This window comes from Micromonospora sp. RTBAU3-60, assembly GCF_054963695.1.
Genome location: NZ_JBUEGB010000010.1, coordinates 81,385 through 104,738, shown reverse-complemented (window position 1 = coordinate 104,738; position 23,354 = coordinate 81,385). Strand labels below are relative to the sequence as shown.

Below are 23,354 nucleotides of genomic sequence, written 5' to 3'. Positions count from 1 at the left end.
ACGGGGCAGGAAGCCGCGCCGGCCGGGCGACCGAGAAGCCCTCGGGGTCCGCCGATCACCACCGCCAGCGCAGGAAGCGGCGTTGGCGCCGCACCTTCAAGCTCGACGACTGAAGTTTGCCGCTCACGTGTATGTGCAGGCCGCCTGAGTCCGGCACCCGCTGCTCGGCTGTGCTGGAGGACATCTCCACCTGGTCGATTGAGGCGGAGGCCCCGGGCGGCAGCACCAGCGTGACCGAGCTGGAGCGGACGTTGAGCGACACCTGCACCGTCGGCGACGTGATCACCGCGTCGGTCAGGTCCAGCCGTACCTTCGACGAGCGGGCCTCGACCACCACCTGCCTCGGCACGACCCACCGGCCGGCCCGCCTGAGCGACGAGGCGCGCGACCGCAGCTCGAGCACCTGCGGCGCGGCGGCCGCCGGCAGGTCCGCGGTGAAGGGCGCCAGGTCAGCGTGGGTACGAGCGGCGAGTACGCCCCCGATCCGGTCCTCGAACTCGGCGAGCGTGAGCCGTCCCTCGCCCACCGCCTGGTTCAGCTGCTCGACGACCTGGTTCCGCTCGGCATCGGACACCCGCATCTCGGGCCTTGGCACCAGCTCTCCCGTCACCCGCTCAACCTACGGCCTACCGCGACGGAACGGCAGCAGCATTCGGGCCATGTCCGCCCCCGGCGGCCATCGACCCTGGCCACTGGCGCAACTACCATGATCCCGCTGTGAAAGCCCCCACCACGGGAGGTAACTGTGCACAAACCGCGCCACCGCATTCTTCTCGCCGCCGCCTTAGCCACCACATCGATCCTGGCCGTGCCCGCGGCACCGGCCGGCGCCGCGCCGACGCCGTCACCCGGCATCGTCGTCCGCGACGGAATGACGCAACCGGTGTTCTCGTTCACCGACGCCATCGAGGAACGGGTGTGGGTGGAGACGCCGCTCGACACCGACCACGACGGCCGGCTCGACCGAGTTGTCGCCGACATCTCCCGTCCCCGGGAGACCGCCACCGAGGGCTTCAAGGTCCCCGTCGTCTTCGAGCACAGCCCGTACCGCAAGGGCACCTGGAACGACGTGCCGTACCCGAGCGTGCTGGTCGACGAGCTGCCGCAGACCGGGCTCACCCAGCAGCTGCGCAGCCAGGCGCAGGCGATCGGGATCCAGCGGGCCAAGGCCAACCTGCCCGGCTCCCTCGACGACTACTACGTCCCGCGCGGATACGCGGTGGTGCTCGGGCAGAGCATCGGCACCGCGGACTCCGACGGCTGTCCGACCAGTGGAGACATGGCCGAGACGCTGGGCACGAAGGCCATCATCGACTGGCTGGGTGGCCGGGCGAAGGCGTACAACGCCGCCGGCGAGCCGGTCACCGCCGACTGGACCACCGGCGCGGTCGGCATGACCGGCGTGTCGTACAACGGGACGCTGCCCAACATGGTGGCCACGACCGGTGTCGAGAACCTCAAGACCATCATCCCGGTCTCCGCGATCAGCAACTGGTACGACTACTACCGGGCCAACGGACTGGTGGTGGCGCCGGGCACCTTCCAGGGTGAGGACCTGGACATCCTCGCCCAGTACACCGCGGGCCGGGCGCGCGCCGAGGGCCGGTGCGCCGACGAGATCGCCCAGCTGACGGCCGAACAGGACCGGGTCACCGGGGACTACAGCGAGTTCTGGCGGGCACGCGACTACCTGCCGGACGCCAGGAAGGTCACCGCCAGCGTCTTCGTCGTGCACGGGCTCAACGACTGGAACGTGAAGACGGAGAACTTCGCCGGCTGGTGGGACCGCCTCGCCGCGGCCGGTGTGCCGCGCAAGATCTGGCTGCACCAGGGCGGCCACGGCGGGCCGGGCAGCTCCGCGACGGTGACCCTGCCGGGTGGCCAGGCGTGGACCTACAAGCAGACCGAGAACCGCTGGTTCGACTACTGGCTGTGGGGGGTGCCGAACGGCATCATGGACGAGCCCACGGCGGTGCTGCAGCGCGAGGACCGGTCCTACACCACGTACGCCAACTGGCCGGACCCGGCTGCCCGGGACGTGGCGCTGCACCTCGCCGCCGACAGCGCTACCGAGCCCGGCAGCCTGATCACCACGGGTGCGCTGAACCAGCGCGCCGAGCAGTCCTTCGTGGACGAGGGCCGCACGATCAGCCCGAGCACCCTGGTGGCCGGTCCCGACACGGCCAGCGCCAACCGGCTCGTCTACCGCTCCCCGGTGCTGGCCCGCGACGTGCGCCTGTCCGGGCGGCCCGAGATGCGGTTGCGGATGTCCATCGACAACCGCGCCGACGCCAACCTGTCGGTCTACCTGGTCGACTACGGCGCGCCCGGCTCGACGGCGCGCCCGGTCGTGGTGACCCGGGGCTGGATGGATCCGCAGAACCGGACCGGCTGGTCGCACACGACCGCCGTCCAGCAGGGGATCATGTACGACTACCAGTGGACCCTGCAGCCGAAGGACTACGTCTTCGCGGCGGGGCACCGCATCGGGGTGGTCGTCTTCTCCAGCGACCAGGAATACACCCTGCTGCCGCTCGGCGGCACCCGACTGACCGTCCAGCCCGGCTCCAGCCGCCTCACCCTGCCGATCGTCGGCGGCCGCGAGGCGCTCGGCTTCTGAGGTACGCCGCCGGCCCGGACGGCTCCCGCGCCGTCCGGGCCGGCGACGGCTCGCTGTCCACCTTCCGCGCCGCCCAGCCGGTGATCAACCGACGGTCGCTCGCGCCCCTGATCCCGCGTCGGCGAATGCCCGCCGGGAAACGGGGTACACCGGGCCGAACTCGGGCGGGCGATCGCCATTCCGGCAACGGCCAGAGGGGGCCTCGTGAAGGGCGGAGCCGAATGAACCCTTTCCGGCACACAGTCCGTGGTGTCGGACAGATTCGGGCGCCGCGCGCCCGTCCCGTCCGGGCGGCCCGCGTCGGTCGTCGCCCGTTGACCCGGCTGACCGTGGTCAGCCTGGCGGCACACGTGGCCTTCGAGCTGGGCGCCGGCGTCGGCATGCCGCTCGCCTCGGTGATCGGGCCGTACGCCGCCGCGGGTTTCTGGACCCTCGTCACCGGCGGGGTCCTGACCGCCACCGTTCGCGACGAGTCCGTGGACACGTTGTTGGCGGCGGCGAACGGCTTCGGGCTCGCCGCCGTCTCGGCCCATCTGCTCGGTTGGCCGATCCGGCGCAGCAGGGCAGGCGTGCCGTGGCTGGTGGACTGCGAGGGGCTGGGACCCGAGTTGATGCGCTTCTACAACCCGATCCTCTACACCTCGGCCGTCGCGGGCCTGCTCGCCGTCGCCGGGGAGAACCCCACCGCCCGCCGGCGCGTGCCGCTGGCGATGCTCGGACTCGTGCCGGCGCTCGTCGCGTACCAGCACTGGGAGCACCGGCGGTTGCGGCGGCAGGCGCACACCCGCCCCGCGTGGTGGAACCGCCGGCTACGGCGCCTCACCCCCGCACCGTGGCACGACCCCCGCTGAGCTCACTCCTCGATGGCGCCACCGACCGCGCGCAGATGGTCCCGGAAGGTCAGCGTCGGGTTTTCCGCCCGGGCGGCCAGGTAGCCGCCGAAGCCCACCTGCGCCCGCAGCGGTTCACCGGCGCGGATCCGGTCGGCCTGCCGCCGCTCGGTGTCCCTGATGGACTCCGCGAGGTCGAACAGTTCCCGGGCCCGGGTGGCCGGGATGAAGAGCGCCCCATCGTCGTCGGCCAGCGCGACGTCGTCGGGGCCGACGCTCCACTCCCCCACCCGCGCCGAGGTCAACGCCTCCGGCGGCCGGGGGTCGAGCCGCTGCGGCCCGGTGGGGGTGGCGCCGAGGCTGAACACCGGCAGCCCGACGGCCCGGATGTCCCCGGTGTCGCGGTGCAGGCCCCAGACCACCAGGCCGGCCAGCCCGGCGGTCTGTGCCTCCAGCACCACCAGGTCGCCGACGCACGCCTCGTCGGTGCGCCCGCCGTTGTCCACCACCAGCACGTCGCCGGGCGCGGCCCGGTCGATCGCCTCGAGGAAGATGTCGACGCTGCCGACGTGCCGGGCCGGCAGCACCCGCCCGGCCGCCCGCCCACCGGCCACCACCGGTCCCACGCCCGGCGGGGCGCAGCGGACCGGCACGCCGGCCCGCAGGCAGGCGTCGGCGACGTGGGCGGTGGTCAGACTCGCGAAGCGGCCGCGCAATTCATCCGGGTCCATGGCCATGACCCGACGGTAGTCAGCCGCGGCGGTCGTGGGAGGGGCCAGTTTCCGGTCCGTGGCCTGCCGCCGCACCGGCTCGCGCTCCGCCTCGGGCCGGAGCGGTGACGCGCTGGGCCCCGCCCCGCCGTCCGCGGGTACGCCGCTGCAGCCGGAGGCGGCGTCGGGCACGCGGGGTGTCCCGCTGTGGCCGGAGCATCCGCGCCCGGATCGGCGGACGCAGCTCCGCCTCACCCGCGCCGGCCGCGCTCCGCACGATCCGGTTGGCGTCGTCCGGGTCGCAACCGGTGGCCCGCAGCAGCTCGCTGGCCGCGGTGCGCAGGTCGGTGATCACCCCGTCACCGTACGAGCGGACGCCCTGGGCCCACGCCCGGCCGGCCAGTTGGGCGCTCTCCTGGGTCAGCTGGTGGGTGCGGTCCAGCTCCCCGCCGGAGCGGCCCGCGTGACGCAGCGCCCGTGCGGCGTCGGCGAGCCGGGTGACGGCGTCGGGGAGTTCAGCGGGGATGGGCTCGCCGTACTGCAGGGCGGTGGCGGATCGGCGGGCCACCGACCGGGCGTAGAGGATCAGCCGTTCTAGGTGTGCGGTGCCGTTGGCGTAGCGGTGGTACAGCGCGCGGCGGTGCCAACGGGCCGGCGCGAGCGTGACCACCTCCCCGGCGCCGGTGAGCGCCTCGTTGAGCCGCCCGACGTCGGCGTCCAGCCCGCGCAGTCCCTCCAAGGCGCGGACGGCCGCGTCGGCGTCCCGGGTGGTCAGGGCGTGCGCCACCGCGTCGAGCTGCGCGGTGAGGAGGGTGAAGATCGGCTTGGCCGCCCGGTCCAGCACCCGGATCGGGTTGACCGGCAGCAGCAGAGCGACCACCGCGAGGCCGACCGCGCCGCCGACGAGCGCGTCGAAGATCCGGGGCAGCTCGAGGCCGGACCGGACCGGGGCCAGGGCGGAGATCAGGACGGCGGTACCGCCCGCCTGGCCGACCAGGGCGCCGCCCCGGCCGGCCACCAGCAGCGCCGTCGCGATCGCCAGGGCCACGACCAGCCCGAGCTGCCAGGTCCCGGAGCCGAGCAGGAAACGCAGCAGGTCTCCGACGACGATGCCGAGTCCCACCCCGATCAGCAGCTCGGCTGTCCGGCGGGCCCGCTGTCCGATGGCGGTGGCGATGGTGCCGACCGCGGCGGCCGGGGCGAAGACGTGCGCGCCGGAGCCGAGGAGGTACTGGGCGAGCAGGGCGGCAAGTGCGGCGGCGAGCCCGGCCTGCACGGAGATCACGGTGGTGATCTCCAGCTGGCGCAGCCGCAGCCGGCCGGCCTGTCCGCCCTGGGTGCGGGCCCGGCCCACCGCTCGTTCGCCCCGCTCGGTCACCCGGTCCAGTGGTGAGCGGACGCTGTCGGCGGTGCGGCGCTCGTCGGCCATGGCGGCGGTTACCCGGCGCGGCGCGGGTGAATCGTCCCGTTGGTGGTGGTTGTGGCGGCCGCCCGCTCGGCGCCCGGGTCAGCGGCGGAACGTGCGGTCGAGCAGGTCGAACAGGGCTGCCCAGTGCCGTTCGGTGGCCTGCTCGTCGTACTCCGAGGTGTCGGCCTGGGTGTAGCCGTGGCGGGCGCCGGGGTAGACCTCGGAGCGGTAGGTGACGCCCGCGCTGTCCAGGGCCTTCTCCAGGACGGCGATCTGCTCGGCCGGCATCGACGGGTCGTGGTCGGCGTGGCCGAAGTACAGCTCTCCGGTGACGGCGCCGACGGCCAGGTGGGGGCTGTCCGGGGCGTCGGTGGCCAGCCGCCCGGCGTGGAAGGCGGCCGCGGCGGCGATCCGGTCCGGGTGCGCCTCGATGGCGCGCAGCGCGTTCATGCCGCCCATGCAGTAGCCGGTGATGGCGACCGGGCCGGACGCGACGTCGGGCTGCGCGGCCAGGAAGTCCAGGTAGGCGGCGGTGTCCCGGGCGACCACCGCCGCGGTCAGGGAGCGGATCATCGGGCCGAGCTGCTCGAACAGCGCACCGCGCTGGGACGGGTCGCGGAGCCCGGACAGGTCGACCAGCGGCGCGCGGCCGAAGCGGTGGAAGAGATTCGGCACCAGCACGACGTGGCCGCGGGCGGCGATCGTCTCGGCCATCTCCGCCATCTGCGGGCGCAGCCCGAACGCGTCCATGAACACCAGGACTGTCGGGAAGGGGCCGTCGCCGTCGGGCCGGACGAGGTACGCGTCGGCCATCCCGTCGCCGGTCGGCACGTCCACGGTCGTCGTGTGCACGCTGGGAGCCTCCTCGCGTTGATCGTTCGGGTGCACGCTACTCGCCGCGTCGCGGGTCCGCCCGTCGAGGGCGCGGCGCGCGCGGTGACGGGTCAGCGCGGGAGGACCGTGCGACTGCCCCACCTCAGCCCTGGCCGGAGCTCGGTGCACCCGCGGCGTCGTAGGTCTTTCCGTGCCCGGGTGTCTGCGGCATCCTGGATCGATGGGAAAGGTGCGACCGATGCCCAGCTTCGGTGACCTGTTCACCGACCTGCGCGGCGAGGACCGGACCCTGCGGGTCAGCTACCACCCGGACCGCGGCGCGGTGGTGTTGTCCCTGTGGAGCGGCACGCTCTGCCGTGGCTCGTTCCGGATGCCCGCTGACGACCTCGGGCGACTCCTGACGCTGCTCACCGACATGCAGCGTGTCGCCGCTCCCGATGACCCGGCCGGCGGTGACGTGACCGGGTCGGGCCCGGCCACGACCGGGGCCGGTGAGCTCGCCCCGGCGCCGTCGGTGGAGCGTACCGGCGACGTCTCCGCGCACCGGGCGGCCCTGCCGATCCAGCCCGTGCCGCGGGTGGCCTGACGCGCGGTGTTCTGATCTCGAACGTGCGGAACTGGTACGAAACGGGGCAGCCGTCCTCGCTTCCGCGGGCTACCGTCATGCTCAGGAATTCGGAAGGGAGGGACGATGCTTCCCGTCTCACCACACACCACCCGCCTTCGCCACCCCGCCTCGCGCGCCGCGCTCGGGATGGCCCTCCTCGTCGCCGGCCTGGCCGTTCCGGCCACCTCGGCGTCGGCCGCCGCTCCCACCACCTCCACCGTCGCCACCGTCACGCTCGCCGCCACGAGCAAGCCGGTGCTGCGACAGGGCTCCCGGGGCACCGCGGTCAGCACCCTGCAACGCCGGCTCACCGCGCTGCACTACGACGTCGGCGGGGTCGACGGCATCTTCGGACCGTCGACGCACCACGCCGTCGTCGCCTTCCAGAAGGTGAACGGGCTGACCCGGGACGGCATCGTCGGCCCGCGCACCTGGGCGGCACTCGACCGCCCGGTCGTCCCCAAGCCGAGGTACACGCACTCCGGCTATTCGCTCGAGGCCAACCTGACCACGCAGGTGCTGTACCTGGCGCGCGGCGGGTCAGTGGTACGGATCCTGGACGCCTCCAGCGGCAAGGCCAGCACCCCCACCCCCACCGGCAACTACACGATCCAGCGGCGTATCGACGGCTGGCGCCAGAGCGACCTGGGCCTGCTGTGGCGGCCGAACTACTTCTACCGCGGCTACGCGGTGCACGGCGCCACCTCCGTGCCGACCTATCCGGCGAGCCACGGCTGCGTCCGGGTGCCCATCCCCGCCATGAACCGGCTCTGGTCGGTCATCGGGGTCGGCGTCCCCGTGCACATCTACCGCTGACCCGCCACCCGGGCCGGCGGCCCGCCGATCCTTGCGCGGGCCGCCGGCCCGGGACGGCATGAACCGACCTGCGCCGATAGCATCGCCGGAATGTCGCTCCGGCCGGCCGTCTTCCGGCTGCTCATGCTGCTGTCGGCGGCGCTGTTCCTGGCGGTGGCGCTGACCATCCGCGCCGTCGCCGACGGCCGCCTCGAGCAATACTCGGGCACCGCCCTCTACGCCTCCCTGGTGTACGCCGGGGCGCTCTTCCTGTGGCCGCGCCTGCGCCCGCTGCCGGCCGGGGTCGTCGCGGCCGGCTTCTGCTGGGCGATGGAGTGCTTCCAGCTCACCGGCGTACCGGCCGCGCTGTCCGCGCGCAGCCTGCTGGCCCGGCTGGTGCTGGGCGTCCAGTTCGATCCGGTCGATCTGCTCTGGTATCCCGTCGGCGTGGTGCCGCTGGTCGTGCTGCACCGGCTGCTGCCGTTTGAGCCGGCGACGGCGGGGAAGACGCGGGCATCCGTCCGAGAGAAGGGCCCTGATGATGGACGACAACCAGTTCATCGGCCTGGTGGCGAAGCGCACCGGGACGTCGTCGCGGCAGGCGACCGCCCTCGTCCGGGCCACGCTGACGACGCTGGCGGAGCGGATCGACGGCGGCGAGGCGCGTGATCTGGCGGGCCAACTGCCCGAGGGCCTGCGACCGTACGCGTTCGGCCCGAGTGAGACGGCCGAGCGTTTCGGGCTCGACGTCTTCCTGCAGCGGGTCAGCGGGCGCGCCGAGGTCGACCCGGAGCGGGCGAAGGACGGGGCGACCGCCGTGTTCGACGCCCTCCGTCAGGCGCTCCCGCCCGAGGCGTACGACGACGTGGTGTCCCAGCTTCCGGCGGAGTTCGGCGAGATCGCCGACCAGACCGCGCCCTTCGTGCAGCGCACGCGTTGACCGGGGCGCTCGGGTCGGAGGCCACGATGACCGCCAACTGGGACGAGCAGGCTGACCCGCTGCGCCGACCGCCGGATGCCGACGCGCAGGAGCAGCGGCAGGACGAGACCGTGGTCGGCCCGCCGGACACGGTCTCCGAGGCCGTGCCGGAGGCGTCCGAGGCGGACCTGGCGGAGCAGGGCGTCCTGCGGCCGCCGAGTGACCGGACCGACCTGGCCGGCGCCGTGCACGGCGGCGTCAACCCGGCAGACGCCGTGGAGCAGAACCAGGAGATTCCCGTACCCGACGAGGACCGCCGGGACTGAGCGTCCGGAAACCGCGCCGCCGGGCGCAGCGCGCGGACGGCAGGCAGGCCGGTGACCGACCGGCCGGCGGCGGCACTCAGCGGTCCGGGCTGTCCGCGGCGGCCATGATGCGCAGCGCGTTCGCGTCCAGGCCGATCCGGATCGGTGTCTCGCCGTAAAGTTCGCCGTCGACCTCGACCGGCGCGGGCCGGTCGGTCTCCAACCACAGTTGGCGGACGGCGAGGAACGGGTGGTCGCCGAGCGTGCGGCGGTGCCCGGTGGCGGCGTTGCGGGCGGTGTCGCGCAGCAGGCCGCGGCGGGCCGGCCCGCCGACGGGGTACGCCACCAGCAGCCGGTCGTCGGCGTTGGCGTCGGCGGTGATCGGCCGGCCGGCCTGGTGGCCGCCGTTGGCCACGTACAACTGGTGGGTGACGAACTCGTGCGTGCGCGCCTCGGCGCGCACGGTCACGCGCAGCGGCCGGTGCCGGGTGAGCAGCGCCAGGGCGGTGAGCGGGTACGCGAGCCGGCCGGCGGCCCGCTTGAGCCGAGGCGGCGTCCGGAGCATCACGTCGGCGGACAGGCCGACGCCGATGTGGTTGGTGAACCGCATGTTCCCGACGAGGCCGAGGTCGACGTCGATCACCTTGCCGCCGGTGAGGATCCCGACGGCGGCGTCGAGGTCGAGCGGGATGCCGACGGTGCGGGCGAAGTTGTTGGTGGTGCCCAGCGGCAGCAGGCCGAGCGCGATGTCACGGTGGGCGAGCAGCCGGGCGGCGGTGCCGATGGTGCCGTCGCCGCCGCCGGCGACCAGCAGGTCCGGTCCGAGGTCGGCGGCCGCGGCGAGGCGCTGTTCGAGTTCGCCGGGCCGGTCGACCGGGTCCGCGCCGAGCAGGGTGAACCCGGCCGCCAGCAGCCGCGACCGGGCACCCTCGTAGAGCTGGCGGCCCCGGCGGGAGTGGGCGTTGACGACGAGCGCCGCGCGCCGCTCCCGCCGGATGGCCGCCCCCAGCTCCTGCTTGGTTCGCATGACGCCCGACCCTATCCGGCGGGCGCCGGTCAGGTGGTGAACAGGCGGCGTCCGATCAGTGCGCGGCCACGGCGACCGCGGCGGGTTCGACCTCGGCCAGCCGGGCGGGCCGGACCACCACGAGCAGGACGGCCATCGCCGCGACCATGCCGCCGGCGACCACCGCGGCCATCGCCACACTGCCGCTGCCGAGCACGCCGACCAGCGGCGCGGCCAGCGCACCGACGCCGAACTGCACCGCGCCGAGCAGGGCCGCCGCGGTGCCGGCGGCCTCGCCGTGGCGGGACAGCGCCAGGGCGGGCGCGTTCGGCATGGCGAGCCCGGCCGCGGCGAGCACCACCCACAGCGAGGCGAGGATGGCGGCGAGACCGCCGAAGCCGGTGGCGGCGACGGCGAGCAGCACCAGTCCGGCCGCCGTCCCCACGGCGAGCGCGGTAACGAGGATCCGCTGCGGCGAGTATCGGCGCAGCAGCCGCACGTTGAGCTGGGTGGCGGTGATCAGGCCGACGGCGCCGGCGCCGAAGGCGATGCCGAACTGCTGCTCGTCGAGCCCGTACTGCTGCTGGAAGACGAACGACGACCCGGCCACGTAGGCGAAGAGCGCCGCCATGGCGAGCCCGGCGACCAGCACGAGGCCGACGAACGTCCGGTCGCGCAGCAGCGCGCCGTAGTCCCGCACGGTGGCGGCCACGCCGCCGCGGCGGCGGCGCTCGGGCGGCAAGGTTTCGGCGAGCCCGAACGCCGCGACGGTGACCAGGAGGACGCCGAAGACGGCGAGGGCGACGAACACGCCCCGCCAGTCCGACCAGCGCAGCAGCCCGCTGCCGAGGGTGGGGGCCAGGATCGGCGCCACGCCCATGACCAGCATCAGGCGGGAGAAGAGCCGGGCGAAGGCGGCACCGCTGAACAGGTCGCGGACGACGGCCATCGCCACCACGGAGCTGGCGGCGACGCCGAGCCCCTGCAGCACGCGCAGGGTGCCGACGATCCCGATGTTCGGCGCGATCGCGCAGAGCACGGACGCCACGATGTGCAGCCCGATGCCGGCGAGCAGCGGCTTGCGCCGGCCGACCGCGTCGGAGAGCGGGCCGATGAGCAGCTGGCCGAGGGCGAGGCCGGCGAGGGTGCCGGTCAGGGTGAGCTGGACGGCCGCCGAGGTGGTCTGCAGGTCGGTGGTGATGGCCGGCAGCGCGGGCAGGTACATGTCGATGGTCAGTGGCCCGATGGCGATGAGCGAGCCGAGGACGAGGACGAGGCGCAGCCGTTGCCGGGTGCTCATCAGGTCACCGGAAAGCTGGGGCGGGGTGGGTGTCTGGATGGTGTCGATGGTCGCGGTCACGGGACCACGTCCGTCCGGACCTGGGCGGAGAACTTGTGCGGCGGTCACACCTGCCACCAAATCACCGGACCGCTGATCTCATTCCCGGTCGGCTGGAAGGTGCCTCAGGTCACACGCCGCGCGCAGCACGTCGATCGTTGAACCGGTGCCCGACGCGAGCGAGCAGTGGAGGACCTGTGGCGGACTACCCGAAGGCCATCACCCCGGTGGACCACATCGAGCCCGTGCCGCGCCGGGTCCGCGCGTTCCTCGCCGCCGAGCCGGTGCTGGACACCACCCGGGCCCGGTACGTGTGGGAGTGGCCGTTCTACCCGCAGTTCTACATTCCGAGCGCGGACGTGAACCGTGACCTGCTCGTCGACGAGCAGCGTACGGATCCGTCGCGGCGCGGCACCGCGCGGCTGCACGGGTTGCGGGTCGGCGAGACCACCCGTGCCGCGTGCGCGCGCTGGTACGGGGACGACGCGCTGCCCGGGCTGGCGGACACGATCCGGTTCGACTGGGCTGCCCTCGACGGCTGGTTCGAGGAGGACGAGGAGGTGTTCGTGCATCCCCGAAACCCGTACGCGCGGGTGGACGCACTGCGGTCCGCGCGCCACGTACGGGTGGAGCTGGACGGTACGGTGCTGGCCGAGTCGACGTGCCCGGTGCTGGTCTTCGAGACCGGCCTGCCGACCCGCTACTACCTGAACCACACCGACGTGCACTTCCGCCACCTGGTCCCGTCGGAGACCACGACCGCCTGCCCCTACAAGGGCCGGACCAGCGACTACTGGTCGGTCCGGGTCGACGGCACGGTGCACTCGGACCTGGCCTGGTCGTACAGCTTTCCCACCGCGGCGCTGCTGCCGATCGCCGGTCTGGTCGCCTTCTATAACGAGAAGGTCGACCTGGTCGTCGACGGGGAGCGACTGGCCCGACCCAGGACGCACTTCTCCTGAGCGGCGGGCCGGGCGAAACCCGGTGTCGCGGCGTCCGGCGCGGGCGCATGCTGGGCGGCATGGACGACCATCGGTGGACGTGGCGCAGCCCGGCCCTGGCCCGGACCATCGGTGTGCTGGAGGCGGAACTCGAGCTGGCCTGGGCGCGCCTGCTGGCTGAGCTGGACGTCGCCCCGGGTTCGTCGGAGGAGACGGCGCTGGGCTGGCTCGTGGCGGACAGCCCCGACGAGCACGACTGGCGGGTGGTCGACGCCGCCCTCGACCGGCTGACCTGCCCGCTCTGCGCAGCCACGCTCACCCGCGGCCCGGCCACCTGTCACCGGTGCGCCCTCTACCACGGCATGCGCTTCGCCGCGCGGGAGACGGACCGGCCGAACGTGCCGCCCGGCAACGAGCACGCCATCCGCGTGTCCTTCGCCGTCGCCCGCAACCGCGCGCGATACACGCCGCGGGCCCGGGTCGGCTACGAGCTGCTCCTGCCCGGCCTCGTCGCCGGTGAGCTGCCCACCACGGCCCAGGCCCAGGCGGCCAAAGCGTTGATCAACAAGTTGACGCCGGAGGAGTGCGATCAGGTCGCCACCCTCGCCGAGGTCGAGGCACTCGCGCGTACCCGCTGAGAGGTCCGTGGCGCGGCGTTCCCACGCCTGGCAACTTTCTTCATCTCATCGCCACGCGTTGGAAACTGTTGACAGCACTCCGCGGCCCCCGTGATACTCGGTCGCCGGGCGTACGGCCAGCGCCCGGGCCGGGCTCAACCTGCTCGGCGACGGGCTCCGCAACGCCCTCGACCCGAGAAGTGGACGCAACGCATGACGGATCGCCTGGGTGACCTGCTGACCGAACAGGTCGACGATCGGTACGCCGGCCTCGACACCGCCTCGGTCGCGGAGTTGGCGGCGGTCATGAACGACGCGGACGCCACCGTGCCCGGCGCCGTGCGGGCCGCGCTGCCGCAGATCGTGCCGGCCATCGAAGGGATCGCCGACCGGCTGGCGGCCGGCGGGCGGCTGCTCTACGTCGGGGCGGGCACCGCCGGCCGGCTGGGGGTGCTCGACGCGTCGGAGTGCCCACCGACGTTCAGCACCCCGCCGGAGCTGGTGCGCGCCGTCATCGCCGGTGGCCCCGCGGCGCTGTTCGCGGCGCAGGAGGGGGTCGAGGACGACGAGGCGGCCGGCGCGCAGGCGATCGCCGACTGCGCGATCACGGCCGCCGACGCGGTCGTCGGGATCTCGGCGAGCGGCCGCACCCCGTACGTCCTGGCGGCGGTGCAGGCCGCCCGGCAGCGGGGCGCGCTGACCGTCGGCCTGTCGTGCAACGCCGACACCCCGCTGAGCGCCGCCGCCGACCAGGCGATCGAGGTGCCCGTCGGCCCCGAGGTGCTGGCCGGCTCGACCCGGCTGAAGGCCGGCACCGCGCAGAAGCTCGTCCTCAACATGATCTCGACGATCTCGATGATCAGGCTGGGGAAGACGTACGACAACCTGATGGTCGACCTGCGGGTGACCAACGCCAAGCTGCGCGACCGTGCGGTGCGCATCATCCGGCGGGTCACCGGGGCGCCCCGCGCCGAGGCGGAGGCGGCGCTCGACCGCGCCGGGCTGGATGTCAAGACCGCGATCCTGATGCTCGACGCACCGGTCGACGGGGCGGATCCCCGCCAGCGGCTGGCGGCCAGCGGCGGCCGGCTGCGCAAGGCCCTGGAGGCGAGCCCGTGAGGGTGCTGGGCATGATCTCCGGCACCTCCCACGACGGCATCGACGTCGCCGCTGTCGACTTCACCCTGCGCGACGGGGTGCTGCACGGCACCGTCGCATACGCCGACAGTGCGCCCTACCCGGAGGAGCTGCGGGTCCGGCTGATGCACGCGCTGCCCCCGGCGGCGCTGACCTTCGCCGAGGCGTGCGAGCTGGACACGCTGATCGGTCAGGCGTTCGCCGAGGTGGCGGCCGGCGCGGCCGGGCGGGCCGGCGGGATCGACCTGATCTGCTCGCACGGGCAGACCGTCTTCCACTGGGTGCAGGGACGCGAGGTGCGGGGCACCCTGCAGATCGGGCAGCCGGCTTGGATCGCCGAGCGCACCGGCGTGCCGGTGGTCGCCGACGTACGGGTGCGGGACGTCGTCGCCGGCGGCCAGGGCGCACCGCTGGTTTCCCTCATGGACGTCCTGCTGCTGTCCGGGCTGCCGGGCCGGCCGGCCGCGCTCAACCTGGGCGGCATCGCCAACCTGACCGTGCTGCGGCCGAGTGGCGGCGGCCCGGTGGCCTACGACACCGGGCCGGCGAACGCGCTGATCGACGCCGCCGTCGTGCACGCCAGCGGGGGCCGGCTGCGCTACGACGAGGACGGCCGCCTCGCCGCCGCCGGCCGGGTGCACGACGGCCTGTTGGCGGAGCTGCTCGCCGAGCCGTACTACCTGCTCGACCCGCCGAAGACCACCGGCAAGGAGCTGTTCCACGCCGCATACCTGGAGTCGGCGCTGGCGGGCCACCCCGGCCTGCCGGACGCGGACGTCGCCGCCACCCTCACCGCGCTCACCGCGCAGACCGTCGCCGATCAGGTACGCCGCCACCGGGTCGACACCCTCGTCGCCTCCGGCGGCGGCTGCGCCAACCCGGCGCTGATGGGCATGCTGCGGGAGCGGCTGCCCGGGGTGCGGGTCACCACCGCGGACGAGTTCGGCGCGCCGGCCGACACCAAGGAGGCGATCGCCTTCGCGCTGATCGGCTGGCACACCGCGCACGGCCTGCCCGCCACGGTGCCGTCGTGCACCGGCGCGACCGGCGCCCGGGTGCTCGGCGCCATCGTCCCCGGCGCCGGCCCGCTGCGCCTGCCCGCGCCGGTGGCCGCCGCGCCCACCGCGCTGCGGCTGACCGGTGCCGGCTGACGCGTCGACGTGACCGGGTAGCCGCACCGTTCCGCAGGCTCAGGCGGGCCCGCCGTGAGGCCGGCGAAACGCCGAGGCGGAACACCCGCCCGACCCTCGCGCGGCGGGCCGCCGGCAAGTACTCTCCCGGCGGAGAGGAACGCGATGATCAGTCGTCGAAAGTTGATCGCCACCGGTCTGGGCGTCACGGCCGGCCTGGTGACGGCAGGTTGCAGCCAGAAGTCGCCGTCCAGCGCGGCGTGGTCGCAGCCCGGTCCGGCCGCGGCGAACGCCCCGGCGCCGGAGGTGCGGGTGACCGTGACCCCGGCCGCCGACGCCACCAAGGTGTCACCGCTGGAACACGTCGTCGTGGCGGCCGAGGGCGGCACGATCAAGGGCGTCTCGGTGGCCACGGGCGGCAAGTCCGTCGCCGGCAAGCTCGGCGACGACCAGATCTGGCGGTCGACCGGCAAGCTGGCCTACGGCAAGACGTACACGGTCACCGTGACGGCGGCCGACTCCGCCGGCACCGTGACCGAGCACCGGAGCACCTTCAGCACCGTCAAGCCGTCCGGGGTCGCCGGCGTCACGTTCCAGGCCAACGCGTTGACCGCGCTCCGGGCCGGCGGCACGTACGGGGTCGGTCAGCCGGTGATGGTCAACTTCAGCAAGCCGGTCAAGAACCGCGCCGAGGCCGAGAAGGCGATGCTGGTGCAGACCACGCCGGCCGTGGAGGGACGGTGGCGCTGGATCGACAGCCGCAACGCGCACTGGCGGCCCGCGAAGTACTGGACTCCCGGCACGAAGATCTCGGTGAAGGTCAACCTCTTCGGCCAGAACCTCGGCCAGGGTGTCTACGGCGGCTCCAACGCCAGCACGGACTTCACCATCGGCCCGTCCCGCATCGCCATCGCCGATGCCCGTACCCACCGGATGAAGGTGTACATCGACGGCAAGGTGGTGCGGGACATCCCGATCAGCATGGGCAAGGGCGGCACCACCACGGGCGCGAACGGGGAGACCGTCAGCTACTGGACGCGGTCCGGCCCGCACGTGGTGATGACCCGCGAGCCCTCGCACCGGATGACCTCGGCCAGCTACGGGGTCACCGACCCCAAGGACCCCAACTACTACGACGAGGTCATCCAGCTCTGCCTGCGGATCTCGTACTCCGGCGAGTTCGTCCACATGGCGGATTGGAACATCGGCGCCCAGGGCAACCAGAACACCTCGCACGGCTGCATCAACGTCGGACCGGCCCACGCCCGGTGGTTCTACGACACGTTCCGGCTCGGCGACGTGGTCGACGTACGCAACACCCCGCGAGCGATGGCGCTCACCGACGGGGTGGGCGACTGGACCATCCCGTGGGACAAATGGTGACCGGTCCGCACGCCGGCCGTCCCGGTACCGCCGTCGTCCCGTGACAGACCGGGCTCGTCACGGGCGGCGGCGGAACGTGGCGACCCAGCCGTCGAGCCGTGAGGAGGACCGGATGCGCCTGCACGTGGGGTGTGCGATGTGGACGCACAAGGCCTGGCCGGGGCGCTTCCTGGCGCACCCGCTGCCAGCCGGCGAGCGGCTGCGCGCCTACGCCGGCTGGTGCACCGCGGTCGAGGGCAACACCACCTTCTACGCCACCCCGGCACCGGAGACGGTGGCAACGTGGGCGCGGCAGACCGACCCCGACTTCCGGTTCGTGCTCAAGCTGCCGAAGGCGGTCACGCACGAACGCCGGCTCATGGGCGCCGAGGACGAGCTGCGCGACTTCGTGACCGCGATCGAGCCCCTCGGCCCACGGGCCCACGCCCTCTGGATCCAGTTGCCGGGCTCGTTCGGCCCTGCCGACGTACCCTCCCTCGCCCGCTTCCTGCGCGGGCTGCCCACCGCCCACCGGTACGCCGTGGAGGTCCGCCACCCGGCCTTCTTCGACGATCCCCGGGCCGTGGGCACACTCGAGGAGACGCTGGACCGGGTCGGCGCGGAGTGGGTTCCCTTCGACACCACCGCCTTCTTCCGCACCCGGCCGACCAGTGACGCGGAACGGGAGGCGTGGACCCGCAAGCCGCGTACGCCGCTGCGTACCCGCGCGCTGACCGACCGGCCGATCGTCCGCTACCTCGGCCGGGACGACCCGGCGCGGACGGTCGAGGGCTGGCAACCGTGGCTCGACGTGGTGACCGGTTGGCTGCGCGAGGGCCGGTCCCCGACGGTGTTCGTGCACACCCCGGACAACGCCGACGCGCCCGACCTCGCGCGCAGGTTCCACGACCAGGTCCGGGCACGCCTGCCCGAGGTCGAGCCGCTGCCCGAGCCGACGCCGGTTGGGCCGTTGACGCTGTTCTGACCCGCTGCGGGCCGGTGGAGACGCGCCGGGCCGGTGCGTCTTCGACCTTTCGAGTGGGCTGACTCTGTCGGCAAGATGCCCCTTTTGCCGCTGCTTGTCGGAAATTCCCAGGACGGCACGGGATCTGCGGGCTGCCGTGAGTCGGCATCTCGTACACGCCCTGTCGTGTCCATGCGGCGCGGCCGGGTATGCCGTGACGATTGGGCCCGGGTGCGGGCAGGGGTTGACGGGTTCATGCGGTCCACGTCTACGGGGAAGGGAAGCCCGACGTGCAGCACCATTTCGAGGACCGGGAGCCGGAGGCCAGGAGCCGCCCGGAGCGGGCCGGCCGCCGGGACCTCTCGGCCGAGCCGGACGACGCCATGACGGACGAAGATGCCCGGGCTCCGGACACCTCACCCACCGAGGAGGAGCCGACGTGGCGGACCGTGGAGGCGTCGGACGGGCAGGCGTGGGCTCCGCCCGCGCCGCCCTGACGTGAGGCACACAACACGCCCTCGCTCCCGGCGCGGAAAATCGGCTGACCGCGAACGTGGGGCCCAGTTAGCTTCCCCGGAATGCAACCACTCGATGAGAAGGACATCCGCAAGTCCTTCGTCAACTGCAGCAAGGGCGAGGCGAGCCGGATCCGACTGCCCGCCGCCTTCGCCGAGGGCACCATCCCCTGGGCCGACCTCGACTTCCTCGGCTGGACCGACCCGGGCGCCCCGCTGCGGGCGCTGCTGGTCCTGCCCGGCGAGGACGGACCGACGGGCGTGCTGCTGCGGCGGCCCGAGGCGTACAAGCCAAGCACGATGCGGTCGAGCATGTGCCGGATTTGCCTCACCGACCACACCGCGTCGGGGGTGGCGTTGTTCGTCGCGCCCCTGGCCGGGGCGGCCGGGCGCAACGGCAACACCGTCGGCGAGTACCTCTGCGCCGATCTGGCCTGCTCGCTCTACCTGCGGGGCAAGCGGCAGCCGAAGATGCGGCTGGTCCGCCGGGAGGAGACGCTGACCCTGCAGGAGCGGATCGACCGGGCGGTGGCCAACCTGGCCGCCTTCACCAACCGGGTCGTCGCGGGCTGACCCGCGCTCCGTCGACGGCGGAACGTCGACGGCAACTGCGAGAGACGGCGAGCTGATGCAGCAGGCAACGAGTGGCGGCACAAGACCTGGCCCCGCCGGCCGCGATCGTGCGGCCGGCGGGGCCAAACCCTGAGCTTCCGGTCAGGCGGCCGGCTGTCCGGCCGGCAGGAACCGGGAGAGGAAGGCCCGGGTACGCGGGTTGGTCGGCCGATCGAGCACCTCGGCGGGGGTGCCACTCTCGACGATCGTGCCGCCGTCCATGAAGACGACCCGGTCGGCGACCTCGCGGGCGAACGAGATCTCGTGGGTCACCACGATCATGGTCAGCCCGTCCGCGGCAAGGTCCCGCATGGTGGCGAGCACCTCACCGACCAGTTCCGGGTCCAGCGCGCTGGTCGGCTCGTCGAAGAGCATCAGCTTGGGGCGCATGGCGAGGGCCCGGGCGATGGCCACGCGCTGCTGCTGGCCGCCGGAGAGCTGCCGGGGGAACGAGTCCGCCTTGTCGGCCAGGCCGACCTTGTCGAGCAGGACCCGTGCCCGTTCGGCCACCTTCGCCCTGGGCTCCCGGAGCACCCCGACGGGCGCCTCGATGATGTTGCCCAGCACCGTGAGGTGCGGGAAGAGGTTGAAGTGCTGGAACACCATGCCAATCTGGCGCCGGGTCCGGGCGATGCGACGTTCCGGCAGACGGTGGATGCGGCCGCCGCGCTGCTCGTACCCGACGAGTTCCCCGTCGACGGTGACGGAGCCGCCGTCGATGCGCTCGAGGTGGTTGACGCAGCGGAGGAAGGTGGACTTTCCGGAGCCGGAGGGGCCCAGGATCACCACCACCTCGCCGGGGTGCACGTCCAGGTCGACCCCCTTGAGCACTTCCAGCGGCCCGAAGTGCTTGCGGACTGCACGAGCCGACATCAGCGGCTGGTCGGCAGCGGTCATGACGGCACCTCCACCCTCGCCACAGCCGGCTTACGACGGATCTTGAGGACGTCGCGGTACCGGGTGGGTGCGTTGCGGTTGCTCCCTCGGGCGTAGTGCCGTTCGATGAACGACTGCCCGACGTAGAGGATCGACGTGATCACCAGATACCAGACGCACGCCACGAGCAGGAGCGGGATCGTCTGGAAGGTCCGGTTGTAGATGGACTGCACGGTGTAGAGCAGGTCGCTCAGCGCGATCACACTCACCAGTGAGGTCGCCTTGAGCATGTTGATCACCTGGCTGCCCGTGGGCGGCACGATGAACCGCATCGCCTGCGGCAGGACGACGCGGAAGAGCGTCCGCGTCCGGCTCATGCCCAGCGCCTGCGCCGCCTCAGTCTGGCCCTGGTCGACCGACATCAGGCCACCCCGGACGATCTCGGCCATGTAGGCGCCCTCGTTCAGCCCGAGGCCGAGGATCGCGGCGAGCAGCGGCGTGATGAGCGCGTTGGTCTCCCAGTGCGTGAACTCGGGGCCGAACGGGATGCCGATCGACACCCGCGGCATCAGCGCCGACAGGTTGAACCAGAAGATAAGCTGCACCAGCGCCGGCACTCCGCGGAAGAACCAGATGTAGAGCGCGGCGAGGGACCGCAGCAGCCAGTTCGTGGAGAGCCGGCAGACCGCCAGGAGCACACCGAGCACGATGCCGACGGCCATCGCGATGACGGTGAGCTTCAGGGTGGTCCACAGGCCACGGCCGATCGACTCCGTGTTGAAGTAGCGGAGGACCACGTCCCATTCGAAGTTGGGGTTGGTCACCAGCATGTGGATCAGCTGCGCGGCGAGGACCGCGACCAGGACGGTCGCCACCCACTGCAGCGGATGCCGCTGGGGCACGGCGTGTGCGACGTCGACCGGTTCGGCGACGCGATCGTCGGCTGCCCGGGTTGCCGGAGCTTTCTGGGCCACGGTGCTCACCCCTTGCCGCCGGCCAGGTTGATGCCCGGCTTGTCGAGCTTGTTGCCGTCGAGCCCCCACTTCGCCATGATCTTGGCGTAGGTGCCGTTGTCGTAGAGCTCCTGGAGCGCGGCCAGCAGCACGTCGCGCAGCGCCGAGTCCTTCGGCACGACCGCGCCCTGGAAGAGGTCGTCGAAGCCGTTCTTCTGTCCGGTGGCGGCCAGCTCCAGCTCACCGTTCGACTGCTTGACGAAGTAGGTCAGCGGCGCCTGCGAGGAGAAGAAGGCGTCAGCGCGGCCGGACTTGACCGCCAGGATCGACGAGGGCTGGTCCTTGTACGACTGCACCTCGATCGCCGGCTTGCCCGCGGCGGTGCACTTCTGCGCCTGCTCCTTGATCACCTTCTCCGCCGAGCCGGCGGCCATCACGGCGACGCGCAGGCCGCAGGTGCTGTCGAGGTCCTTGATCTGCTTCGGGTTGCCCTTCGGCACCGCGAAGACGACGAACTCCTGCACCCAGTCGACGAAGTCGTTGTCGGTCTCGCGCTCGGGGAAGTCGCCGATCGGGCCGAGGGCGAAGTCGTACCGGCCGGCCTTGATGCCCGTCAGCACGCCGGAGAGACCCTCGACGGTCACGTGTTCGACCTTGATGCCGAGCACCTGGCCGAGCGCGTCGGAGAGATCCGCGGCGGCGCCGCTGAGGTCCCGGTTGCTGCCGACGATCTCGTAGGGCGGGAAGGAGCCGCTGTTGACCGACACCAGCTTGCCGGACTGCTTGATCTTGTCAGGCAGCTTGTCGTGCAGCGCGGTGTTCTGCTGCTGCGTGGTGGTCTCGCCCCCGCCACCCTGCTGAGCTTCGGAGGGGTCCTTGGCGCAGCCGACGAGCGACAGCGAAAAAAGCAGCACGGACACGGCGGTCACTGCGATGGGGGTACGGCGCATGACTATTCCTTCAATCCAAGGTTGCTGTTGATCAGCCGGTCGTGGTGGCAAGTGGTCGGGTCGGGGTGGGGTCGACGGAGAACCGCCGGTTGGCGAGCACGGGGAGCCGCTGCCGGGCCTGGGCCAGCCGATCGGCCGACACCTCGGCCCAGAGCAGGTCCGGGTCCTCGGCGAGGCGCCCGACCACCACCCCGAGCGGGTCGACGACCATGGAGTGCCCGATGTTGCGGGGCCCGCATTCGCCGCAGGCCGCGACGTAGACCGTGTTCTCCAGGGCACGCGCGGAGACCATCAGCTCCCAGTGCCGCTCCTTGAGCGGCCCCCGGACCCACGCTGCGGGCAGGACGAGGACGTCGGCGCCGCCGTCGGTCGCGAGCAGTCGCGCCATCTCGGGGAAGCGTACGTCGTAGCAGGTCATCAGGCCGACGGTGTGCCCGGCGCAGGGGAAGGTCACCACCGGGCCGTCGGCGGGGATGACGTTGTCGGACTCCCTGGCGCCGAACGCGTCGTAGAGGTGCAGTTTGCGGTAGTTGGTGAGAATCTGGCCGTCACGTAGGACGACGAGGGTGTTGTACGCCCTGCCATCCGCTCCCGGCTCGTGCACCCCCGCCACCACGGTGACCTCGGTGCCGGCGGTGGCGGCGGCGAGACCGGTGACGAACGGCCCGTCCAGCGGCTGGGCGGCGCTGCGCAGCCGGGTGAAGTCGTCGGTGAACCGGGCCAACACCCCCTCGGGCAGGACCAAGAGGTCGGCCCCGCCGGCCGCGGCCCGCTCCACCAGGGCCGTGCACTGCCGGAGATTGACCTGCCAGTCCTCGCTGGCGGCGAGCTGACCCAGTGCGAGGCGCATCTACTCCACTCCCGTCTCGGTGGCGATCTTGGTGTACTCGGGGAACAGCACCTCCGGGTCGATCGGCGACCCGGCGATGCCCTGGGCGTGCAGTTCCGCGCAGAAGGCGCTGATCATCGAGCGATTGGCCGCCAGGCCGTACGGCATCCAGTCCGCGCCGTAGTGCCGTTCCGTCTCGTCGATCTCGGCGAGCGCCCACGGCGTCGTGTCGGCGTGCTTGCGGTAGCTGACCCACCACGCCTGCTGCGATGCCCGCAGCGCCGTCATCAGGTCGGTGAGGATCTCCGGCCGCGCCTCGACGCGCTCGCGTTTCACGGCGATGAGGTGGATGCCAGGGATGAACCCGACCTCTTCGCCGTAGCGGACCTCGGCCGCGCGGTAGTCCCGGTACAGCGGGCGCAGCGGCGCGTCGTCGCGATGGAATCCGGGCGGCATGAACGGCGTCATGATCGCGTCGAGCGTGCCGTCGAGGAGGCCGCCGACGAGCGACTCCCCCGGTCCGGCGAGCCGTACCCACGGCGGGGGCGTCATCCCACCCATGCGGTCGCCGCCCGCCGCGTCGGGGGTGAGCGGCCCGACCATCCACTCGACGGCGGTGAGGTCGAGGCCGGCGCGGCGCAACACGGCCCGGGTCCAGGTGTTGCCGGAGTCCGGCCAGCCGGTGAGTCCGATCCGGGCGCCCGCGAGATCGGCGGCGTCGGCGGCGGGGCTGTCCTTGCGCACCAGGATGCAGCGGTGCCGGAAGCCGCGCATGACGAAGGCGGGGATGCCCACGAGCCGGTCGTCGCCGGCCGCGCGGGCCAGGGTGTACCGGCTGAAAGAGGTCTCGCCGGCGTCGAGACCGCTCTCGTCGAGCAGGTGCGGGGTCGCCGGCAGGCGCGCGACGCGCACCTCGAGCGGGGGCGCCCCGACCTCGCCCAGCGCGAGCGGCACCAGGTGCGACCAGGGCCGAACACCGAGGTGAAGCGGGGTGTTGAGTGAGGTAGCCATCGCCGGCAACCATAAAGTTCAGACCTTCGTCAGACAATAGAAGTTTTGTTACTGTTCATTTTTCCCAGCATGTGGTGAACTATC

At 72.7% G+C, this 23,354-nt stretch carries 26 protein-coding genes; 15 read left to right on the top strand and 11 right to left on the bottom strand.

From position 1 onward, the window contains the following. Positions 1-55: 55 nt before the first annotated feature. Complete coding sequence (locus ACY34I_RS12645; RefSeq protein WP_462754988.1) at positions 56-610, bottom strand: DUF1707 SHOCT-like domain-containing protein; 555 nt, start codon at positions 608-610, stop codon at positions 56-58. Positions 611-745: 135 nt separating this feature from the next. Between ACY34I_RS12645 and ACY34I_RS12640 the strand changes: the two genes are divergently transcribed. Together ACY34I_RS12640 and ACY34I_RS12635 are read left to right on the top strand one after the other, a co-directional pair. Next, a complete protein-coding gene (locus ACY34I_RS12640) occupies positions 746-2,620 on the top strand; it encodes a Xaa-Pro dipeptidyl-peptidase (protein ID WP_462754986.1) in 1,875 nt (624 codons plus the stop codon). Positions 2,621-2,934: 314 nt separating this feature from the next. Further along, positions 2,935-3,471: a hypothetical protein gene (locus ACY34I_RS12635; RefSeq protein ID WP_462754985.1), complete on the top strand. Its 537-nt coding sequence runs from the start codon at positions 2,935-2,937 to the stop codon at positions 3,469-3,471. A 2-nt stretch (positions 3,472-3,473) separates the two neighbouring features. On the opposite strand, the gene ACY34I_RS12630 is transcribed toward ACY34I_RS12635, so the two are convergent. The 3 genes from ACY34I_RS12630 to ACY34I_RS12620 form a co-directional block, all read right to left on the bottom strand. Further along, on the bottom strand, positions 3,474-4,187 hold the full coding sequence (locus tag ACY34I_RS12630; RefSeq protein ID WP_462754984.1) for an RraA family protein: 714 nt from the start codon (positions 4,185-4,187) through the stop codon (positions 3,474-3,476). Positions 4,188-4,200: 13 nt separating this feature from the next. Beyond that, positions 4,201-5,589, bottom strand: a complete 1,389-nt coding sequence (locus tag ACY34I_RS12625; RefSeq protein ID WP_462754983.1) for an FUSC family protein — start codon at positions 5,587-5,589, stop codon at positions 4,201-4,203. Positions 5,590-5,667: 78 nt separating this feature from the next. Further along, positions 5,668-6,420 carry a dienelactone hydrolase family protein gene (locus tag ACY34I_RS12620; protein ID WP_462754982.1) on the bottom strand — a complete coding sequence of 251 codons (753 nt, stop codon included), beginning with the start codon at positions 6,418-6,420 and terminating at the stop codon, positions 5,668-5,670. A gap of 220 nt (positions 6,421-6,640) precedes the next feature. Between ACY34I_RS12620 and ACY34I_RS12615 the strand changes: the two genes are divergently transcribed. From ACY34I_RS12615 to ACY34I_RS12595, 5 genes are all read left to right on the top strand, one after another. Next, a complete protein-coding gene (locus tag ACY34I_RS12615) occupies positions 6,641-6,988 on the top strand; it encodes a hypothetical protein (RefSeq protein ID WP_462754980.1) in 348 nt (115 codons plus the stop codon). Between the two features lie 105 nt (positions 6,989-7,093). Next, positions 7,094-7,825, top strand: a complete 732-nt coding sequence (locus tag ACY34I_RS12610) for a L,D-transpeptidase family protein (protein WP_148797469.1) — start codon at positions 7,094-7,096, stop codon at positions 7,823-7,825. Between the two features lie 90 nt (positions 7,826-7,915). Further along, positions 7,916-8,473: a ribosomal maturation YjgA family protein gene (locus tag ACY34I_RS12605; RefSeq protein ID WP_462754978.1), complete on the top strand. Its 558-nt coding sequence runs from the start codon at positions 7,916-7,918 to the stop codon at positions 8,471-8,473. Further along, complete coding sequence (locus ACY34I_RS12600; RefSeq protein WP_462754976.1) at positions 8,373-8,744, top strand: DUF2267 domain-containing protein; 372 nt, start codon at positions 8,373-8,375, stop codon at positions 8,742-8,744. The genes ACY34I_RS12605 and ACY34I_RS12600 overlap by 101 nt, the downstream gene beginning before the upstream one ends. A 26-nt stretch (positions 8,745-8,770) precedes the next feature. Then, positions 8,771-9,049, top strand: coding sequence for a hypothetical protein (locus ACY34I_RS12595; RefSeq protein WP_462754975.1), 279 nt, complete (start codon positions 8,771-8,773; stop codon positions 9,047-9,049). Positions 9,050-9,125: 76 nt separating this feature from the next. Here ACY34I_RS12595 and ACY34I_RS12590 read toward each other — a convergent pair whose 3' ends face one another. Beyond that, positions 9,126-10,055 carry a diacylglycerol/lipid kinase family protein gene (locus ACY34I_RS12590; protein WP_462754974.1) on the bottom strand — a complete coding sequence of 310 codons (930 nt, stop codon included), beginning with the start codon at positions 10,053-10,055 and terminating at the stop codon, positions 9,126-9,128. A gap of 55 nt (positions 10,056-10,110) precedes the next feature. Then, positions 10,111-11,334, bottom strand: coding sequence for a multidrug effflux MFS transporter (locus ACY34I_RS12585; protein WP_462755133.1), 1,224 nt, complete (start codon positions 11,332-11,334; stop codon positions 10,111-10,113). A gap of 236 nt (positions 11,335-11,570) precedes the next feature. Here ACY34I_RS12585 and ACY34I_RS12580 point away from each other — a divergent pair, with 236 nt between their 5' ends. From ACY34I_RS12580 to ACY34I_RS12545, 8 genes are all read left to right on the top strand, one after another. Continuing rightward, complete coding sequence (locus ACY34I_RS12580) at positions 11,571-12,335, top strand: DUF427 domain-containing protein (protein WP_462754973.1); 765 nt, start codon at positions 11,571-11,573, stop codon at positions 12,333-12,335. A 59-nt stretch (positions 12,336-12,394) separates the two neighbouring features. Next, the gene (locus ACY34I_RS12575) at positions 12,395-12,952 is read left to right on the top strand and encodes a hypothetical protein (protein ID WP_462754972.1); all 558 of its coding nucleotides are present in this window, start codon (positions 12,395-12,397) and stop codon (positions 12,950-12,952) included. Positions 12,953-13,144: 192 nt separating this feature from the next. Next, positions 13,145-14,050 (top strand): N-acetylmuramic acid 6-phosphate etherase, encoded by a 906-nt coding sequence (gene murQ / locus ACY34I_RS12570; protein WP_462754971.1) that lies wholly within the window; start codon positions 13,145-13,147, stop codon positions 14,048-14,050. Continuing rightward, a complete protein-coding gene (locus tag ACY34I_RS12565) occupies positions 14,047-15,219 on the top strand; it encodes an anhydro-N-acetylmuramic acid kinase (protein ID WP_462754970.1) in 1,173 nt (390 codons plus the stop codon). The genes murQ and ACY34I_RS12565 overlap by 4 nt, the downstream gene beginning before the upstream one ends. Before the next feature lie 144 nt (positions 15,220-15,363). Further along, on the top strand, positions 15,364-16,581 hold the full coding sequence (locus tag ACY34I_RS12560) for a L,D-transpeptidase (RefSeq protein ID WP_462754969.1): 1,218 nt from the start codon (positions 15,364-15,366) through the stop codon (positions 16,579-16,581). 136 nt (positions 16,582-16,717) lie between these two features. Further along, entirely contained in the window at positions 16,718-17,545 is an 828-nt protein-coding gene (locus ACY34I_RS12555) for a DUF72 domain-containing protein (protein ID WP_462755131.1), read from the top strand. 269 nt (positions 17,546-17,814) lie between these two features. Beyond that, positions 17,815-18,021, top strand: coding sequence for a hypothetical protein (locus ACY34I_RS12550; RefSeq protein ID WP_462754967.1), 207 nt, complete (start codon positions 17,815-17,817; stop codon positions 18,019-18,021). A gap of 81 nt (positions 18,022-18,102) precedes the next feature. Then, positions 18,103-18,612: an FBP domain-containing protein gene (locus ACY34I_RS12545; protein WP_462754965.1), complete on the top strand. Its 510-nt coding sequence runs from the start codon at positions 18,103-18,105 to the stop codon at positions 18,610-18,612. A 141-nt stretch (positions 18,613-18,753) separates the two neighbouring features. On the opposite strand, the gene ACY34I_RS12540 is transcribed toward ACY34I_RS12545, so the two are convergent. The 5 genes from ACY34I_RS12540 to ACY34I_RS12520 are packed head-to-tail and all read right to left on the bottom strand — an operon-like array spanning position 18,754 to position 23,270. Then, the gene (locus ACY34I_RS12540; protein WP_462754963.1) at positions 18,754-19,548 is read right to left on the bottom strand and encodes an amino acid ABC transporter ATP-binding protein; all 795 of its coding nucleotides are present in this window, start codon (positions 19,546-19,548) and stop codon (positions 18,754-18,756) included. Further along, positions 19,545-20,501, bottom strand: a complete 957-nt coding sequence (locus tag ACY34I_RS12535) for an amino acid ABC transporter permease (RefSeq protein ID WP_462754961.1) — start codon at positions 20,499-20,501, stop codon at positions 19,545-19,547. The genes ACY34I_RS12540 and ACY34I_RS12535 overlap by 4 nt, the downstream gene beginning before the upstream one ends. A gap of 5 nt (positions 20,502-20,506) precedes the next feature. Beyond that, the gene (locus ACY34I_RS12530) at positions 20,507-21,430 is read right to left on the bottom strand and encodes an ABC transporter substrate-binding protein (RefSeq protein WP_462754960.1); all 924 of its coding nucleotides are present in this window, start codon (positions 21,428-21,430) and stop codon (positions 20,507-20,509) included. A gap of 31 nt (positions 21,431-21,461) precedes the next feature. Next, a complete protein-coding gene (locus tag ACY34I_RS12525; protein ID WP_462754958.1) occupies positions 21,462-22,280 on the bottom strand; it encodes a deaminated glutathione amidase in 819 nt (272 codons plus the stop codon). Further along, entirely contained in the window at positions 22,281-23,270 is a 990-nt protein-coding gene (locus ACY34I_RS12520; RefSeq protein ID WP_462754956.1) for a substrate-binding domain-containing protein, read from the bottom strand. It abuts the gene before it with no gap. Positions 23,271-23,354: the final 84 nt, after the last annotated feature.